General features: G+C 59.2%; 15 protein-coding genes. 11 read left to right on the forward strand and 4 right to left on the reverse strand.

The window, feature by feature from the left end:
- Positions 1–7 precede the first annotated feature (7 nt).
- Positions 8–1,141, reverse strand: coding sequence for a cytochrome D1 domain-containing protein (locus NQT62_RS14825; protein WP_256765520.1), 1,134 nt, complete (start codon positions 1,139–1,141; stop codon positions 8–10).
- 267 nt (positions 1,142–1,408) lie between these two features.
- Between NQT62_RS14825 and NQT62_RS14830 the strand changes: the two genes are divergently transcribed.
- The 3 genes from NQT62_RS14830 (at position 1,409) to NQT62_RS14840 (ending at position 3,902) form a co-directional block, all read left to right on the forward strand.
- On the forward strand, positions 1,409–2,245 hold the full coding sequence (locus NQT62_RS14830; protein WP_256765521.1) for an alpha/beta hydrolase: 837 nt from the start codon (positions 1,409–1,411) through the stop codon (positions 2,243–2,245).
- A gap of 66 nt (positions 2,246–2,311) precedes the next feature.
- Complete coding sequence (locus tag NQT62_RS14835) at positions 2,312–2,644, forward strand: helix-turn-helix domain-containing protein (RefSeq protein ID WP_256765522.1); 333 nt, start codon at positions 2,312–2,314, stop codon at positions 2,642–2,644.
- Positions 2,631–3,902 carry a type II toxin-antitoxin system HipA family toxin gene (locus NQT62_RS14840; RefSeq protein ID WP_256765523.1) on the forward strand — a complete coding sequence of 424 codons (1,272 nt, stop codon included), beginning with the start codon at positions 2,631–2,633 and terminating at the stop codon, positions 3,900–3,902. The genes NQT62_RS14835 and NQT62_RS14840 overlap by 14 nt, the downstream gene beginning before the upstream one ends.
- On the opposite strand, the gene NQT62_RS14845 is transcribed toward NQT62_RS14840, so the two are convergent.
- Positions 3,899–4,984, reverse strand: a complete 1,086-nt coding sequence (locus NQT62_RS14845) for an AraC family transcriptional regulator (RefSeq protein ID WP_256765524.1) — start codon at positions 4,982–4,984, stop codon at positions 3,899–3,901. The genes NQT62_RS14840 and NQT62_RS14845 overlap by 4 nt on opposite strands.
- 145 nt (positions 4,985–5,129) lie before the next feature.
- Between NQT62_RS14845 and NQT62_RS14850 the strand changes: the two genes are divergently transcribed.
- Positions 5,130–6,671 (forward strand): flavin-containing monooxygenase, encoded by a 1,542-nt coding sequence (locus tag NQT62_RS14850; RefSeq protein WP_256765525.1) that lies wholly within the window; start codon positions 5,130–5,132, stop codon positions 6,669–6,671.
- Positions 6,672–6,753: 82 nt separating this feature from the next.
- Complete coding sequence (locus tag NQT62_RS14855) at positions 6,754–7,062, forward strand: helix-turn-helix domain-containing protein (RefSeq protein WP_256765526.1); 309 nt, start codon at positions 6,754–6,756, stop codon at positions 7,060–7,062.
- A gap of 11 nt (positions 7,063–7,073) precedes the next feature.
- Here NQT62_RS14855 and NQT62_RS14860 read toward each other — a convergent pair whose 3' ends face one another.
- Positions 7,074–7,430, reverse strand: a complete 357-nt coding sequence (locus tag NQT62_RS14860) for a HesB/IscA family protein (RefSeq protein WP_256765527.1) — start codon at positions 7,428–7,430, stop codon at positions 7,074–7,076.
- Between the two features lie 5 nt (positions 7,431–7,435).
- Positions 7,436–7,768 carry a DUF4864 domain-containing protein gene (locus NQT62_RS14865; protein WP_256765528.1) on the reverse strand — a complete coding sequence of 111 codons (333 nt, stop codon included), beginning with the start codon at positions 7,766–7,768 and terminating at the stop codon, positions 7,436–7,438.
- 148 nt (positions 7,769–7,916) lie between these two features.
- Between NQT62_RS14865 and NQT62_RS14870 the strand changes: the two genes are divergently transcribed.
- The 6 genes from NQT62_RS14870 to NQT62_RS14895 all read left to right on the forward strand — a co-directional run bounded on the left by NQT62_RS14870 (position 7,917) and on the right by NQT62_RS14895 (position 16,854).
- Positions 7,917–10,397 (forward strand): PhoX family protein, encoded by a 2,481-nt coding sequence (locus tag NQT62_RS14870; protein ID WP_256765529.1) that lies wholly within the window; start codon positions 7,917–7,919, stop codon positions 10,395–10,397.
- A gap of 95 nt (positions 10,398–10,492) precedes the next feature.
- Positions 10,493–12,493 (forward strand): S8 family serine peptidase, encoded by a 2,001-nt coding sequence (locus NQT62_RS14875; protein WP_256765530.1) that lies wholly within the window; start codon positions 10,493–10,495, stop codon positions 12,491–12,493.
- Between the two features lie 60 nt (positions 12,494–12,553).
- Positions 12,554–13,660 (forward strand): AI-2E family transporter, encoded by a 1,107-nt coding sequence (locus NQT62_RS14880; RefSeq protein WP_256765531.1) that lies wholly within the window; start codon positions 12,554–12,556, stop codon positions 13,658–13,660.
- Positions 13,657–14,835 carry an O-antigen ligase family protein gene (locus tag NQT62_RS15555; RefSeq protein WP_256765532.1) on the forward strand — a complete coding sequence of 393 codons (1,179 nt, stop codon included), beginning with the start codon at positions 13,657–13,659 and terminating at the stop codon, positions 14,833–14,835. The genes NQT62_RS14880 and NQT62_RS15555 overlap by 4 nt, the downstream gene beginning before the upstream one ends.
- Positions 14,832–15,812, forward strand: a complete 981-nt coding sequence (locus NQT62_RS14890; protein WP_256765533.1) for a GDP-mannose 4,6-dehydratase — start codon at positions 14,832–14,834, stop codon at positions 15,810–15,812. The genes NQT62_RS15555 and NQT62_RS14890 overlap by 4 nt, the downstream gene beginning before the upstream one ends.
- Complete coding sequence (locus NQT62_RS14895; RefSeq protein WP_256765534.1) at positions 15,799–16,854, forward strand: glycosyltransferase family 4 protein; 1,056 nt, start codon at positions 15,799–15,801, stop codon at positions 16,852–16,854. The genes NQT62_RS14890 and NQT62_RS14895 overlap by 14 nt, the downstream gene beginning before the upstream one ends.

The following is a 16,854-nucleotide window of genomic DNA, read 5'->3' on the forward strand; positions in this document are numbered from 1 at the left end:
GGCAGGTTTATTTGCCGGGCATGTCCAGGGTGCCCACTGACTTTGGCGAAACAATCACGCCCCAGGGCATGTCGCCTTCCGTGATGGTTTTCAAGGTTTCACCGGTTTGGGCATTCAACACACGAATTTCACGGCTGCGGCCACACGCCACCACCAGTTGACTGTCATCGGGTGTGTAGCTGAAGTGCCAGCAGCGGTCGCCCACCGGCATTTCACGCTTCAGGTTCAGGGTGTCTGCATCAAACACCTGGATCACCTTGCCACGGGCCAGGGCCACCAGAATTTCCTTGCCGTCGCGGGAATAGGTCACGCCGTAAGGCACTTCGCCGGTGGGTGTGGTGTCCACCACATTGAAGTCTTTGTCCAGCTTCAGCAGTTTGTTGCCGTATTCCAGGGTCACTGCATAGTGCTTTCCGTCTGGTGCGCGTTTAACGCCCCGTGGCCGAATGCCGTATTGCCGGGTGTCAATCCGTTTGACCACTTCACCGGTTTCAATGCTGTGCACCGACACATTTTCATCGGCTTCATTGGTCACGATGATGTTTTTCCCATCGCCAGAAAATTCGATGCCCTCTGTTTCCATGCCGGCCGTAATTTCCTTGATCTTCTCGCCCTTTTTCAAGTCAATCACCGCCACCTGGGCTGGCAGGTCATCATCGTCATCTTGTTTGGCTTTTTCGCGCGCTTTGGCCTCTTTGGAGCCTGGCTTGGGCGGCGGCCCACCTTCCGATGAGGGTTCATAGGCCACAAATGCCCGGTCGCCCAGCACCCGCACAAACTCGGGGTTTTTTCCAACCGGTACGCGTTTTACAACCTGCCGGGTGGCGGTGTCCACAATGGCCAGGTCGGCGCTGCTTTTCACCGCCACCACCAGCAAGCTGCCGTCATCACTCAGCCCCACACCGCGGGCCCCTTCGCCCACGTTGATCTCGCCCAACTTGGTGTAATCGCCCACCGCGTACACGGTCAGGGGGCCATCCTGGTGGCTTACATACACCACAGCGGGTGTGCTGGGCTTGGTGGCTTCGTTCTGCGCCACGGGGGGTTCGGCTGTCTTTGGCGTGTCTGGCTTTTTCGAGCAGGCAGCCGTGCTGGCCACCAGGCTCACTGCCAGTGCCAATCCTTTCCATGTCAACTGCATCACATTCATCCTCTTTGGGTGTTCTACGCACGCTAGTTCAGTCTAGCCGCTTTGTCCCGGGAAGTTTTCCCATTCCATGCTGCAAAGGCGCTGTGCCTTGTGACACGTCATGTGGGCAATTCCCTCCAATCGCGCAACTGGCGCACCAAAAGCCCGCAGATCACGCATTTGTGACAAAGCGGTTTCAATACACTGAATCTCAAGAAGTGACACGTCATGCCGTTGTCACAGTCAGGAACTTCACTGTTTTTTGTGGCACCCAGCATCATGAAGACCGAACCGCAACGCATCAACAAAGTGGTACCCCGAGTGGCCCTGTCGGCCTCCATGGGGTTTGCGGCCTACTGGACCTACCTTTACTTCAGTCAAACCCGTCACATTTTCAGCCCGCAGCTCGACCCGCTGCCAGTGCGCACCGCCGTCGATTCTGAATTCACCGAGCTCAGCCTGAATGTCGCCCCAGGCGTTAACCTGGAAGGCTGGGTGCGCATGCCCAAAGGCCTGGGGGGTGCCGGCAGCCAGTTGCCCTGTGCCATTTACTTCGGCGGCCGCAGTGAAGACGTGCGTTGGCTGCTCACGGAAGCCCACGGGTTTAAAAACCTGCCCATGGTGTTTTTCAACCACCGGGGTTATGGCCATTCGGGCGGCACGCCCTCTGAAAAGCACTTGGTGGCCGATGCCCGCGCCATTTACCGGTGGGTGGCCGAGCAACCCTGGTGCGACTTGAACCGGATTTCCGTGATTGGTCGCAGCCTGGGAACCGGTGTGGCCATGCAACTGGCCAGCAGTGCGCCGGTGCACAAGCTGGTGCTGTTTACCCCTTACGACAGCCTGGAAACCATCGCCAAAAGCAAGGTGCCTTTGGCGCCGGTGTCGTGGTTGTTGCGCAGCAAATTCAACTCCACCGAATGTGCCGGTTATGTGCATTGCCCCACGTTCATTGTGCTGGCCGAGCAGGACGATGTGGTTCCGCACGAGTCATCGGCCAATTTGATGCGGCATTTCGCCGTAGAGCCGCTGGCCGCCAAAGTGAAGGGCACCGACCACATCAGCCTGCCCCACGACCCGGATACCCAGGCCCTGGTGGCGCATTTTCTCACTTGATTGTCTGGAAAATATTTTCATAGATGTATAGTTATATGGTATAAAAATACATCTATAAGGTATTTTATGCCGAAAAAACAAAATCCTGCACTGGCTGCGCCAGCCGTTGTTCAAGCCCAGGTGTTGGAGTGGGGTGTGGCCATTCGCACGCAACGCCTGCTTCAGCGCCTAACGGCTGCGCAATTGGCAACGCGCCTCGGCGTCTCCCTGCCCACCCTGAGTCGGATTGAGAAAGGTGATCCAGCCGTTGGCATCGGTACAGTTCTGTCTGCGTTGTATGCCTTGGGTTTGAACACCGTGGCCACACCCCCGCTGCCGCAAGCGCTCTTGCAAGGTGTGGTTGCGAAGCGTACCCGCCTCTCCCGCCAAGAATCTGGGGATGACCTTGGCTACTTCTAGCCGTTCACGCATCCGGCCTTTGTACGTTTACATGCAGCAGCCGGGCACTGCGCAATGGTTGACCGTGGGCGCCTATTGGCAGGATGAAAGCAGCCGCATCGGACGTTTCAAATACGCCCCCAGCTATGAGGATGCAGGCCACCCCTGGTCGATTGATCCGATCAATTTGCCGCGCAGCACTCAGCAGGGGCTCGTCTACACTGCGCAACGCTACGGTGGCTTGCATGATGTGCTTCGCGATGCCTGTCCGGATTCCTGGGGGCAAGCGGTGCTTTGCAAATTGCACGACTTACCGAGTCAATCGCCGATGTTGACCTTTCTCAAAGTAGCCAGCAATGCAGACCGCTGGGGTGGGCTTGCCGTGGGTGGTTCGCCCACACCGCGGGTAGCCCAATTGGCCACGCCGCGCTTGCCAAAGCTGCAGGCCGTGGTGCTGGAACTGCAGGCCATGGCCAATCGAAAACCCGCCTTGGACAGTGCTCTGCGGCAGCGCCTGCAACAAACGCCCAGCTTGGGTGGTGCGCGCCCCAAGGCCACGGTGCAAGATACCCAAGGCCAGTACTGGTTGGTCAAGCCTCTGACCGCAGCTGACACCACCAATATCCCGATGCTGGAGCATTTTGCGCAATCCTGGGGAGCGGCCAGCGGCATGCATTTTGCGCGCACAGCGTATGCAGAGTTTTCCACGCACCACACCGTGGTGCGTGTGAAGCGCTTCGACCGCCAGGGGCCGCAGCGCACGCTGTGCATGAGTGCGGCTAGCATGCTGCAGATCGAATTTCCGGGTTTGGGCATGCGGGAAGGGCAGTTCGGGTTGCCCAGTTATGCAACCCTGGCCGGTCAGTTGCGTTTGATGGGCGCACCTCAAGCCGATCAACTCGAGTTGTTTGATCGCATGGTTTTCAACGCCGTGTGCGGCAACGACGACGACCACCTGCGCAACCATGCCGTGTGCTATGACAGTCTTCAGGGGTGTTGGCGTTTGTCACCGGCGTACGACGTGGTACCCAATCCGGAATCAACCCCAACCCACTTGGCCTTGGCATTGAACCGGGTCAGCAAAGCCATCAGTCAAGATGCCTTGTTGCAAGATGCCCTGCTATTCGGTCTGGGCGATATGACCAAAGCCCGAAAACATCTCCAGCAGACCTTGGAAAGGATTCGTGCGGGTTTTGATGCCACGTACCACCTGCTGGATGGCGATTTATACACCCTCATGAAAAATCGCTTGATGTCTCAATTAAGCCTGCTCAGCTAATGCTGGGTGGGTTGGGTCAATGCCCACTGGCGGTGCTCGGTGGGCGTGCGGCCAGTTAGTTTTTTGAAGGCCCGGGTAAAGTTGGCACGGTCCTGGTAGCCCACCCGTGCCGCAATCTCATCCACACTCAGCGGCGTGCTCTCCAGCAGGCGGCAAGCGTCACGGGCCACCACTTCACCCAGCAGTGCCGTGTAGCTCGTGCCCAGTGCTTGCAGGCGGCGTTTCAGGGTTCGGGGTGTGGTGTGCAGTTGGTGGGCGATCCGCTCCACGCTGGGGTACTGCCCGTTGCCACACATCAACAGGTTTTTGACCCGCGCTTTTACATCATCCACCTGGCCCAGCAGAGCCATTTCCTGCTCGCACTGGGCAATCACCATTTGCGCAGTCACCGGGTTGGCGGTGGGCAACTTCAGGTCCAGCCAGCGGGTGGGAATGCGGATCTGGTTGCTGGGCGCATCAAACCGACACACCGGCAGGCTGCTGGCATAGGCGCCGTAATACGACGGCATCGGCCAGTCAAACCACAACTCAATGCCGGTGGCATCGCGGTGTTGGCCCGTGGGGTCAAACAGCGATTCAAACAGCCGCCACACCTCGACCATGAAATTCTCAATGGCAAACTTGCGCACCGGGTACAGCGGCATGGCCTCGCGAATGTGGCACACCAGGCCCTGTTCATCGTCGCTGGTGTCAATGGTGTAAAAGGGCACTTTGGTGGGCAAAAAGCGAATGCCCAGGGCCACCGCCTCGCGCAGGGTGGCGCAGCTCATCAGTCCAAAGCCAATCATGCCCGCCTTGGTGAGGCTGCTTTGCAGGCCCATGTCGATGGCAATGTGTTCGCTTTGGAACAGGCGCAGCAGGTTCATCACCAGCACGCCATGCAAGGCGGCTGGAATGCGGCTGTTGGGCACCTGCAGCTGGGTCAGGGTCAGGCCCGTGTGTTCCAGCACTTGCGCTTCGGTAAACCCGCGCGACATGGCGTAATTGGCAAAAAACAGCGGGTAAGCCTGGGCCACGGTGGCCTGCTCCAGCAGGCGCATCGCGGTGGTGTCATCCAGCGGGTAAGGGGGTGGCGCGCGCATGCGGGCATTATGTCATGTCTTGTACAGCGTGGCCCAAAATGACTCCATGTTTGTCACCCATGCCCCTCACGGTTCAACCGGTGGCCTCTGTACAGTGCGTTCATCAACCACTCGGCTGCCGGTCAGTCAACCAAGGAATCCATTCATGAGCAATACCAACCCCATTCTCGAAGTGGCCATTGTGGGCTGTGGCGTGTCTGGCCTGGGCATGGGCATTCGCCTCAAGCAGGCAGGCATTGAAAACTTCCGCATCATCGACAAAGGTCAGGATGTGGGCGGCACCTGGCGCGACAACACCTACCCGGGTTGCGGTTGCGATGTGAAATCCGCCCTGTATTCCTACTCTTTCGAACCCTGGGCCGAGTGGTCGCATGTGTATGCCAAGCAGGGCGAAATTTACAAATACCTGCGCCATTGCGCCAGCAAGTACGGCATCTACCCGCATATTCAGTTCAATACGTCCGTGACGGGTGCGCAGTACGACGAAAACACGGGCCTGTGGACCGTGGGCCTGTCCAATGGTGAAACCATTCGTGCCAAAAATGTGGTCACGGCCGTGGGCCCGTTTTCGGCACCCAAGGTGGCTGAATTCAAAGGGGCATCCGCCTTCAAGGGCACCGTCGTGCACACCGCCGCGTGGGATCATTCCGTGAGCCTGGAAGGCAAACGCGTGGGGCTGATTGGCACGGGTGCCACCGCCGTGCAGGTGGGCCCTGCCATTGCCGACCAGGTGAAAAACCTGGTGGTGTTTCAGCGCACTGCCAACTGGATCATGCCGCGCCCCGACCGCGAAATTGGCGAGAACGAAAAGCAGACCTACCGCCAAAGCAAACTGGCGATGAAAAAAGACCGCTTGGGCGTTTACTGGTACAACGAGCTGACCGCACCATTCCTGATTTTGAAATATGACCTCTTCAAGCAGCAACCCGAGAAGCTGGCCTTGAGCTACCTGCGCAAAAAAGTGAAAGACCCAGATCTGCGCAAAAAACTCACCCCCACCATCAAATTTGGTTGCAAGCGCGTGCTGGTGAGCTCTGACTGGTACACCACCATGCAAAAGCCCAATGTTCACCTGGAAACCACCGGGATTGACTGCATCACCGAGAAGGGCATTCGCCTGGCCGATGGCACCGAGCATGAACTCGATGTGATCATTTACGCCACCGGTTACGAGGTGCGCCACACCGGCTCACCGATTGATGCCAAGGGCGTTGGTGGTGCCAGCTTGAACGAGAAATGGAAAGATGGCTCCGAGGCCTACCAAGGCGTGGCCACGGCTGGTTTCCCCAACCTGTTTTTCCTGGTAGGCCCGTTCACTGGCCCTGGGCACACCTCCGTCATTGCCTATGCCGAGTCACAAATTGATTACGTGATCCAGGCCATTCAATTGCGCAATGCGCGCAGCCTGAAAGCCATTGCCGTGAAGCCGGCCGTGGAGCGCAAGTTTGTGGGGGTGATGGACAACCGCAGCGAACACACGGTGTGGAAATCGGGTTGTGCCAGCTGGTACCTCAGCCCCAATGGCCGCAACAACACCCTATACCCGGGCTTGAATGCCGAGTACCGCTTGCGCATGGCACGCTTCAACCCTTCGGATTATGAATTGATCCACGCCAGCGGAAAAACCGTCAAGCCCAAGGTGAGTGATCACATTAAAACCGGGGTAGCTGCCCTGCGCAGTATTTAATCGGGTAAACCCGGGTTCGTTCTGCACATCCAAGCCCCGGTTTGCCGGGGCTTTTTTCATGGGTGACACTTCGGTTCCGTGAATGGTTCTGCACACCGAACACCACCCCATGACTGTTAAAAAAATTGCTGTAATCGACCTCACCGGCGTGATCCGAAACCGCCGGCGTGAGTTGGGCCTCACTCAAAAATCATTGGGAGAATTGCTGGGCATCGACCAGCGCACCGTGTCCGCCTTGGAAAAGAACCCGGGTTCCATCAGCGTCAACCGCTTGTTCGCAGTGTTCAATGCACTGCAAATTCAGGCCTTCGTGTCCAACGACCCCAAAGACGAATTCCAGATTCAACGGTTGATGATGGATGCACACTTCCGGCGCAACCGCCTGCTGTAGCGGCGGCCGGTTTATTCCACCGAGAAGCTGGAGCCGCAACCGCAGGTGGTTTTGGCCTGGGGGTTATGGAATACAAAGCGCGAACTCATGGTGTGGGCTTCGTAGTCGATGGTGGTGCCTTCCAGGTAAGGGGCGCTGAATGGGTCCACGTACAGTTCAATGTACGGGTTCACTTCCACGCGGATATCGTCCTCGGCCACCTCACGCGCCATGTCGATTTTGTATTCAAAACCCGAGCAGCCGCCCCCCTGCACATAGAGGCGAATCATCGCGGGTTTGTGCATGTTGTCACGCAGATCCAGAATCCGTTCCTGCGCCGCATCGGTCAGGTTGATCTGCACTGTGGGGGTGTCGTGTGTTGCGCTCATAACCACTAGATGAGGTCGGTGGCCGCTTTTTCAATGTCGCAACTGAAAATTCGCCAGCCGCCCTGCGGCAGTTTTTCCAACAGGTAGTATACGTTCCACAGCACCTGGCTTTGGTCAATCATCTGCACCGAATGCACCACTTGGCGCCCATTGCGCTCAAAGCCCACAAATTTCACGGAGGCAGGGCGGTACACCACGTTGTAATCCCGCTTCACCGGTGGTTCGGCGGCGGTGGCTTTGTTTGCAAATGCAGCAGCCAGGCCCAAGGCAAACACCAACAACCACCACTTCCAAATGGTTTTGAATACACCATCGTCCTTGTTCAAGGGGCCTCCCATGCAAACACCCTGGTCGCTTGAGTGTGCCACGGGGTTTGGGGGTAGGCAAGCGCCTGCCAAAATGTCAATCAATGTTAAATAATGAGCAATTCATCATTCTGAAACAGCGGTCTTGCAAGGTTCTGTCTTCCTACATGGAGGCACAAAAATGCAGGACTTTGACGACGACATCACAACAAATTTATCCAACACCCCCCACCTCGACGACATCATTGAAGCGGCGCTCACCAGCCCCGGTCGTCGGGACTTCATCAAGGCTGGCGCCGCCGGCGTGGGCATGCTCAGCTTGACCGGCTGCCTGGGTGGCGGCAACGGGGCTTCTGCAGCCACCGCGGCACCCACGGTGCAATCCCTCAGCTTTACCCCCAGCAGCACCGCAGCCGGGTCAACCGACCTCACCGCCTTGCTGGACGACAACATCAAGCTGCCCGCTGGCTACACCTACGAGGTGCTGTACCGCACCGGCGACCCCTTGGTCAGCACCGACCCCCTGGGCAACCCCATTCCTGCGCATTACAACGGCACAGACTACACCGCCAATGTGCCGGCATACCCGGCATCGTCCTGGCAGTACCGGGCTGGCGACCACCATGACGGCGGCCACTACTTTGGCATGAATGCCGCTGGCAAGTTCGACCCCAAGGCCACCGACCGCGCCCTGCTGGCCATCAACCATGAAAACATCGCGGGCACCGCCCAGTTCATCCATGGCATTGCCACGGCCAGCATCACCAGCAACCCGCGCGCCGACATCACCGTGGGGGCTGTTACCACCACCGCGGCCGACCAGGTTCGCAAGGAAGTCAATGCCCATGGCGTGAGCGTGTTTGAAATCCGCCGTGACACCACCACAAAACGCTGGTCGGTGGTGGTGGACAGCCCCTTCAACAAGCGCTACACCGCCGGCACCGTCATGAGCATGGGCGGCCCAGCCGCCGCCAAAAAATATTTTGTGACCAAGTTTAGCCCCACCGGCGAACTCACCCGCGGCACGCTCAACAACTGCGCGGCTGGCTACACCCCGTGGGGCACCTACCTCACCTGTGAAGAAAACTGGCCCTTCTATTTCCGCAGCGGGCCCAATGCCACGCCGGTTACTGGCTTGGCCGACGGCAAAGGGGCGGACAAAAACCAGGGCCGTTACCTGCGCCTGGCGCGCTATGGCCTGGGTACCATCAGTGGCGACGCCTCGCAATTTACCCCCTCGGTGGGCAGCGAAAAGTTCTGGTCCACGGCAGGCACCACCGACGAATTTGCACGCTGGGATGTCACCGCCTCCGGCACAACCGCTGCAGACGACTTCCGCAACGCTGCCAACACCTTTGGTTATGTGGTGGAAATCGACCCCTTCGACCCCAGCGCCGTGCCCCGCAAACGCACCGCCATGGGCCGTTTCTACCACGAAGGCGCCTGGCTGGGCCCCGTGGCCGAAGGCAAGCCGATTGTGTACTACATGGGCTGCGACAGCCGCAACGAGTACATCTACAAATACGTCAGCACCAAAAACTGGAACCCAGCCGATGCATCGCTGGGCATTCTGGCTGGCGACCTGTACCTCAACGACGGCACCTTGTATGTGGCCAAATTCAATTCGGATGGCACTGGCGTGTGGCTGCCACTCACCCGCACGGCGGTCAACGCCGCGTTGGGTAACCTGCCCGGCCCCTACAATGGTCTGTCATTCAACGACGACGGTGATGTGCTTATCCACACCCGCATTGCGGCCGATGCAGTGGGCGGTACCCGCATGGACCGTCCGGAGTGGGGGGCTGTCAACCCCAAAAACGGCGAAGTGTATTTCACGCTGACCAAGAGCAGCCGCCGCACTGCCATCACGGCTGCTGGGCAAACCCAGGGGGCTTTCGTGACCACCCCATCGGGCACCGCCGCCTACAGCCAGGACCGCCCGGTGTATGTCGACCCGGCCAACCCCCGCAGCTATCAAGACGTGAACAGCGCAGGCACCGGCACTGGCGCTGCGCAAAATGCCAACGGCCACATCATCCGGTTTGCAGAGGCCAACGCCAACCCGGCCGCCACCGCATTCCGCTGGGACATCTACCTCTTTGGTGCTGAAATCCGCAACACGGCGGCAGGGGTCAACGTGTCAGCACTCACAGCCCAGCAGGACTTCTCCTCGCCCGATGGCTGCTGGTTCTCGCCCACCACCGGCATTTTGTGGATCCAAACCGATGACGATGCGTACACCGACGTCACCAACTGCATGCTGCTGGCCTCCGTGCCGGGCAAGGTCGGCGATGGCGGCCCCGTCACCATTGGCACGGGTGTGGGTGCGGTCAACACCTTCAAGGGCAAAAACCTGAGCGAGTCGCAACTGCGCCGCTTCCTGGTGGGCCCGCGGGATGCCGAAATCACCGGCCTGATGGAAAGCCCCGATGGCAAAACACTGTTCATCAACATTCAGCACCCGGGCGAAAACACCGGCACCAGCGCACGCGCTGGCACCTCCGTGTCCAGCCCCAGCAGCAGCTGGCCCCAGCCCAACACCGACCCCAAGGTGGGCAACAACGCCACCGGCAACCCAACGGGCAACACCTTCCCGCGCTCTGCCACCATTGCCATTTACCGCAATGATGGCGGCGTGATTGGTGGCGACCTGGTTGCTTAAGGCCTGCACCCCGGTTGCTGAGTGCAACTGGGGTGTTTTTTTTGAATCCATCGCCTCGCTCTGTCGGTAAAACCCACTGTTGCCAGGAGATGCATGTGAACTTCAAACGCAGTTGGATGTTGGGCTTGTTGACCGTGCTGGTGGCCAGCCTCTATTCCCCTTGGGTGCAGGCCGCGCCCTCACAACGTTGGATCATCAACACCGGCAGCCTGCCTGCTGCTCCATTGCTGAGCCAAGTTCAGCAACGTTTGGGCGTAGAACTTCACCCAGTGCGCCCCCTGTTGCAGCCTGGCAGTGTGCTGGTTGAACTGCGCAAGTTGCCTGCCCTGGGTAGCCTGCAATCTGACTTGGCTGTGGCCAATGCCATGCGCAGCGTACCGGGCGTGCGCTTTGTGCAACCCGACTTTGCACTTCACCGCACTGAGGTGCCCGCACCCAACGATCCCAATTACGCCGGTAACCAGGCCAGCTATCTGGGGCAGGGTGCCTATGCAGCACTGAACATGCGCACGGTGTGGCAAACCACCCGTGGCAGCGCCAACGTGGTCATTGCTGTGCTCGACACCGGCATTCTCTACGACCACCCCGATCTCAAGGGCCGCTTGCTGCCCGGTTATGACTTCGTATCCCAGGTGACACCCGCCACCGGCAGTGGCACCGGCGGTGTGGGCAATGAAGGGGGCTCCAACGACGGCGACGGTCGCGATGCCAACCCAACCGACCCTGGCGATGCGCCGCCACCGGGCGCCACCTGTTCCGACGGCAGCACCACCAGTTCGTTCCACGGCACTGCAGTGGCTTCGGTGGCCATTGCCCAAGCCAACAATGCCGCATTCATGACCGGCATGGACTGGAATGCCAAGGTGCTCCCGGTGCGGGTGTCCGGGCGCTGCGGGGTGGCAACCTCCTCCGACATCATTGATGGCATGTACTGGGCAACCGGCAGTGGCCGGGTCGACCCATTGATCGGCGTCAATCCCAACCGGGCCAGCATCATCAACCTCAGCTTTGCAGCCGATTCGCCCCTGGGCACCAGTTGCAGCGGGGATGCCACCGGCCTGGCCCAGGCCATCGCCGACGCGCGCGCTGCCAATGCCCTGGTGGTGGTGTCGGCTGGCAACAACAGTGGCGGCAATTTGCAGCTTCCGGCGTCTTGTGCAGGGGCCATTGCAGCCACCGCAGCGCAAAATGATGGGCGCATGGCCACCTACAGCGCCAAAGGCAGCAACGGGCCCGACCTGTCGATTTCAGCCCCCGGTGACGCCCAGGGCCGCTACGTGGGGGCCAACAACAGTGGCATCGCCACCGGCAGCCAGCGGGGTCAACCCGACCCGGCGGGCAACAACACCTTGTTGTTTCGCGGCACCAGTTTTTCAGCGCCCATGGTGGCGGGCATGTTGTCGCTGTTGAAAGCCGCCAACCCCAGCGCCAGCAACACCGACCTCATTGCCGCCTTGCGCAACTCTGCCCGGGCCTACCCCGACAATGCCGGGGTGTGCGCCGGCCTGTTTGGCACGGTGCGCTGCGGTTGCACGGTGAGCAGTTGTGGTGTTGGCTTGCTCAATCCGGAAGGCGCACTGGGGCGTGTGCTGGGCAGCGGGCGCGCCGTGGCCAATGTGCCGCAGTCTCAGGTGGCTTCAAGCGATGGTGGGTTGGTGCTGGATGGCAACCTGTCCACGAATGCGGCTGGCCAGGCCAGCGGGCTTGCTTACCGGTGGTCGCAGGTGTACGGCAACCCGGTTCGCACATCGGGGCAAGACACGGCCAGCCTCAGCGTGAACAGCGGCTTGGCCAGCAATGCAGCCGAATTTCAACTCACCGTCACCGACGCGGCCAGTGGGCAAACCAGCAGCGGCGTGGTCCGCGTGGTGGGCAGTGGCGTGAATGAACGCACCTTCATGCCAGCCTCGGCGGCATCGGGCAGCACGGGTGGCTCGGGCGGAACCCCATCGGTAACGCCCACCGAAACATCCTCGGGTGGGCCGGCCAGCAGTGGCGGTGGTGGCGGAGGCGGCGGCGGTGCATTGAACCAGTGGGGCTTGTTGGCCCTGGCCTTGTTGTTGTTTTGGCACCGAAGGGGCAGGCTTGCACGGTGAGCTCGGGCAACTGGGATAGAATCTTTTCCAACCCAATGCGCACCCCAACAAAGCCCCTGCATGAGTGATTTACCCCAACCCCGCGTGCCTGAACCCGATGTGCCGAATGCCCAAGCCCCGCTGCGTTGGGAATATGCGGCTGTGCTCGGTGTCCTCACGCTGTGGGTGTTCATGCTCTCGGTCAAAATTGGCACGGGTCTGATTGCGGGTTTGGCTGTTTTTTCGCTCACCCGCTTTGCGCGGCGCTTTTATGTGCGCCTGTTTCTGAAAAAGGCAGCCCAGGCCCAGCACCCAGTCAGCCGCACCATCTACCTGTTTTTGCCCACCTGGCTCACCACGCTGACGGTGATTGCTGCCCTGGTACTCATTATTCTGGGCTTGGGCGCCGCCGTGCGTTTTGTCATTGAAAGCGTGGCCACCCAAGGCCCACAACTGGCCGAAGAAGCCATTCGCAGCCTGAACACCTTGGCCGCCAGCCTGCCCGAGGAAGTGCGCAGCAAGGTGCCCGGCAGCGCCAAAGAATTTTTCGACATGGCCCGCCATGCCACGGGTGACCTCATGGGCTACGCCAAAAACTTCGGTGGCGCCAGTTTCTTCGTGTTCCTGCAGTTGGTGTTTGCGCTCATTCTGGGCGTGTCTGCCGCGCTCATGACCCGCGCCAGCGTGGCTGCAGGGGCGCAAGCCCGCCCACTGGCCCATGCCTGGGTGCACACCATGGAAGGCTACGTGCGCTGCTTCACCTTGCTCATGGGCGCGCAGGTGTATGTCAGCATCTGGAACACCTTCTGCACAGCGGTCTTCATTTACGGCATCCTGCCAGCCTTTGACGTGGTGTTGCCGTTTCGCGAGCTGCTCCTCATGTTCACCAGCATTGCCAGCCTCATTCCGGCTGCAGGCAACATCATGGCCAACACCCTCATCCTGGTTCTCACCATCCGCTTTGGCCCCTGGGTGTCCTTGGGCTCGGTGGTGTATTTGTTCGTCATTCACAAACTGGAATATTTCGTGAACGGCTACATCATTGGCCGCAACGTGCAGGCCAGCGTGCCCGAAATGCTGATCGCCATCATCCTGGGCGAGGTGGCCTTTGGTTTGCCAGGGCTCATTACTGCACCAGTCACCTACGCATTTTTGAAAATGCACTGGCAAAAGTGGGGGTGGGTGTGAACCTCGCCAGCCTTAAAAATCCTGCAGTCTATCTGGCCCTGTCTGCTTTCTTTCTGCCCATCAAACCAGCACCGGTCAATCTGTTTTTGGTTGCTGCCCTGGTGGCACTGCTGTTGAATGCCCAAGCCCGGCAGCGTTTGGTTTCTGCCCTGGCTCATCCGGTGAGCCTGTCTGCATTCGCAATGCTGGCCTACCTACTACTAACTGCCGCCTGGCCGGAAAGCACCTGGGATGGCACGCAGGCCTACATCAACAAATACGCCCGGTTTGCGCTGCTGCCGTTTATTGCTGCCATGGCTGCCCATGACGACGATCGCATCACCATTCTGGACGCCTTCTCGCTGGGCGTGGTGCTCAGCGTACTGGCCAGCATCGCCTTGCAGCTTGGCTGGTTGCCGGGCGAGGGCACCACTTACTTCAAGATGTACCTCACCCACAACTTTTTCATCGTCATGGCGGCTGCATACGCCGTGTGGCGTCTGGAACGGTCTGCACCGAATTGGTCTGCAGCAGGCCATGCGGCTGTGCTGCTGGTGATGGTGGTGTGTTTCTACAACTTCATTTTCATGGTGGAAGGGCGCTCAGGCTGGTTGGCCTTGAACTGCATTCTTCTGGTGATGGCGGGCCGTCGAGCAGGCTCCAAAGCGGTGGTAACCACGGCCGTTGTTTTGGGCCTGTTGGCTTTTGCCTTATACACCTTGGTTCCGTTTGTTCATGCCCGAATCGGCTCGGCTGTGCTCGAGGCCCAGCAGTTCATGAACAACCAAGCGGTGTCGGTCGACACCAGCAACGGCCGCAGGTTGAATTTCTGGATGTGCTCACTGGAGGCCATTCAGGCCGCTCCATGGTTCGGCCATGGCATCGGCGGTTTTGGCCCTGCCATCGCCCCCTGTGCCCAGCGGGTTGGTTTGTGGGTGTTCGACAACCCCCACAACCAGTATCTTCTGTTTGCCGTGCAGGGCGGTGTATTTGCGCTGCTGTTGTACGCGGTGTTCGCCGCTGTGGTGGTCCGTGCGGCCAGCCCTCACAAAACCACCCTGCTTAGCATCGTGGTCGCTTACCTGGTGTTGAATGGGTTCAACTCCTTTCATTACGATTTCGCTGAAGGCGTCTTTTTCCTTTATGCCGTTGGCCTGTTGGCCTACAGTCCGTCGCAGAGGGAGTTCCGGGCTTGAGTCAAAAAACCGCATTGATATTGGGTATCACCGGGCAGGACGGCGCTTATCTTGCGCAACATCTGCTGTCCAAAAATTATCGGGTGGTGGGTGCCTCTCGGGATGCCCAGGTGGCCAATCTTCGAAACCTGAAAACCCTGAATATTCAGTCCCAGGTCGACATGGCCTCGGTCTCCATTTCAGATTTCCGGAGTGTTTACCAGTTGTTGCTGCGCGTTCAGCCAGATGAGGTGTACAACCTGGCTGGCCAAACCTCGGTGGGCTTGTCATTTGAGCAGCCTGTTGAAACGCTGGAAAGTATTTCCGTGGGTACGTTGAATTTGCTGGAAGCGATTCGGTTTACCGATCGCCCCATCCATTTTTACAACGCGGGGTCCAGCGAGGTGTTTGGCGACACCCATGGTGTTGCTGCCAACGAAAACACGCCGTTCCGACCCCGCAGCCCTTATGCCACCGCCAAGGCAGCGGCACATTGGCAAGTGGCCAACTACCGCGAAGCGTATGGACTGAAGGCGTGCACAGGCATTTTGTTCAATCATGAGAGCCCGCTTCGCCCAGCCCGCTTCGTGACTCAGAAAATCATTGCAGGTGCCGTGCAAATTGCCCAATCCGGTAAAGGGCGACTCAAGCTTGGCAATATCCAGATTTCACGTGACTGGGGTTGGGCCCCCGACTACGTTCAAGCCATGTGGCTCATGTTGCAGCAACCGGAATTGGATGACTATGTGATTGCCACAGGCCGCACTGTGTCGCTGACCTATTTCATCGATCTCGCTTTCAAAGCAGTGGGGCTGAATTGGCAGGACTGGGTAGACTCCGATCCCGGGTTGTTTCGCCCCTCCGACTTGACGGAAGGCAAAGCCGATCCATCCAAAGCCCATGAACAACTGGGTTGGCGGTCCACCGTTCCCATTGAAGACATCGTGCAGCGCATGGTGCAGGCACAGCGTGCAGTCGCGGGGCATGATGGTCTTTGATGGCATTGTTTTCTCGCTGCAACGCTACGGCGGCATCTCGGTGTATTTCAATGCACTGGTGTCGCAGTTGGCTGCCGGGCCTCAGCCCTGCGAATTGTTGTTGGCCAACCAGGGCCTTGTTGGAAAACCCGCCGACGCCCTGAAACCACACTATTCGTTTTATTCCCCCCGGTTGCTGGAGCGCTATCGCGACGTGTCTGCAACAGGCGAGCTGTTTCATTCATCGTACTATCGCTTGCCTAACCATCGCAGCATTCGGTCGGTCGTCACGGTGTACGACTTCACCTATGAGCGCTATTTTCCGTTCAAGCAACGGCTGGTGCATTCATGGCAAAAATTCCGGGCCATTCGGGCTGCCGATGCAGTGTTGTGTATCTCCGAAAGTACCCGGCGCGACCTGCTGACTTACCTGCCCGATGTCAACCCAGCCAAAGTCAAAGTCACGCACTTGGCAGCCAATCCTGTTTTTTTTGATGATGCACCATTCGATGGTCCATCGCCCTTGCCAGTCCAAGCCGACTCGGCTGGGTATGTGCTCTTTGTGGGCGCTCGGTCCACCTATAAAAATTTCATGCCCCTGGTGCATGCACTGAACGGGTCACACCTCCACCTGGTTTGTGTGGGCGGTGGCGATTTCACCGATCCTGAAAAGCTGGCTTGTGAGCAACATTTGGCCGGGCGCTATCACCACCTGTCCTGGGCAGACGAACACACCCTCCGCCAACTCTACCGTGAAGCGGTTTGCCTGGTTTTTCCCTCCTTGTATGAGGGGTTTGGTATTCCGGTGGTCGAAGCCATGGCTGCAGGTTGTCCGGTGATTGCCAGCAATGTGTCCTCCATTCCTGAGGTGGCTGGCCAGGCCGGTATCTTGCTGGACAGTGTTACCGCAGACCACCTTCGCCAAGCCATCCGTGACGTGCAGGATACAGCCCGACGTGCCGACATGGTGCAACTGGGCAAGCAGCATGCCGCGCAGTTCACCTGGGCAGCCTGCGCCAATGCCACGCTGGAGGCCTACCAGTCACTGTGCGCCTACAGGTAG

Origin of the sequence: Limnobacter humi, assembly GCF_024518835.1 — a bacterium.
Classification (GTDB): Bacteria; Pseudomonadota; Gammaproteobacteria; order Burkholderiales; family Burkholderiaceae_B; genus Limnobacter; species Limnobacter humi.

What these genes read in the sequence shown, in the direction of transcription:
- NQT62_RS14825 (WP_256765520.1), bottom strand. Translation starts at nt 1,141, where the DNA reads ATGCAGTTGACATGGAAAGGATTGGCACTGGCAGTGAGCCTGGTGGCC.
- NQT62_RS14830 (WP_256765521.1), top strand. Translation starts at nt 1,409, where the DNA reads ATGAAGACCGAACCGCAACGCATCAACAAAGTGGTACCCCGAGTGGCC.
- NQT62_RS14835 (WP_256765522.1), top strand. Translation starts at nt 2,312, where the DNA reads ATGCCGAAAAAACAAAATCCTGCACTGGCTGCGCCAGCCGTTGTTCAA.
- NQT62_RS14845 (WP_256765524.1), bottom strand. Translation starts at nt 4,984, where the DNA reads ATGCGCGCGCCACCCCCTTACCCGCTGGATGACACCACCGCGATGCGC.
- NQT62_RS14850 (WP_256765525.1), top strand. Translation starts at nt 5,130, where the DNA reads ATGAGCAATACCAACCCCATTCTCGAAGTGGCCATTGTGGGCTGTGGC.
- NQT62_RS14855 (WP_256765526.1), top strand. Translation starts at nt 6,754, where the DNA reads ATGGTTCTGCACACCGAACACCACCCCATGACTGTTAAAAAAATTGCT.
- NQT62_RS14860 (WP_256765527.1), bottom strand. Translation starts at nt 7,430, where the DNA reads ATGAGCGCAACACACGACACCCCCACAGTGCAGATCAACCTGACCGAT.
- NQT62_RS14865 (WP_256765528.1), bottom strand. Translation starts at nt 7,768, where the DNA reads ATGGGAGGCCCCTTGAACAAGGACGATGGTGTATTCAAAACCATTTGG.
- NQT62_RS14870 (WP_256765529.1), top strand. Translation starts at nt 7,917, where the DNA reads ATGCAGGACTTTGACGACGACATCACAACAAATTTATCCAACACCCCC.
- NQT62_RS14880 (WP_256765531.1), top strand. Translation starts at nt 12,554, where the DNA reads ATGAGTGATTTACCCCAACCCCGCGTGCCTGAACCCGATGTGCCGAAT.
- NQT62_RS14895 (WP_256765534.1), top strand. Translation starts at nt 15,799, where the DNA reads ATGATGGTCTTTGATGGCATTGTTTTCTCGCTGCAACGCTACGGCGGC.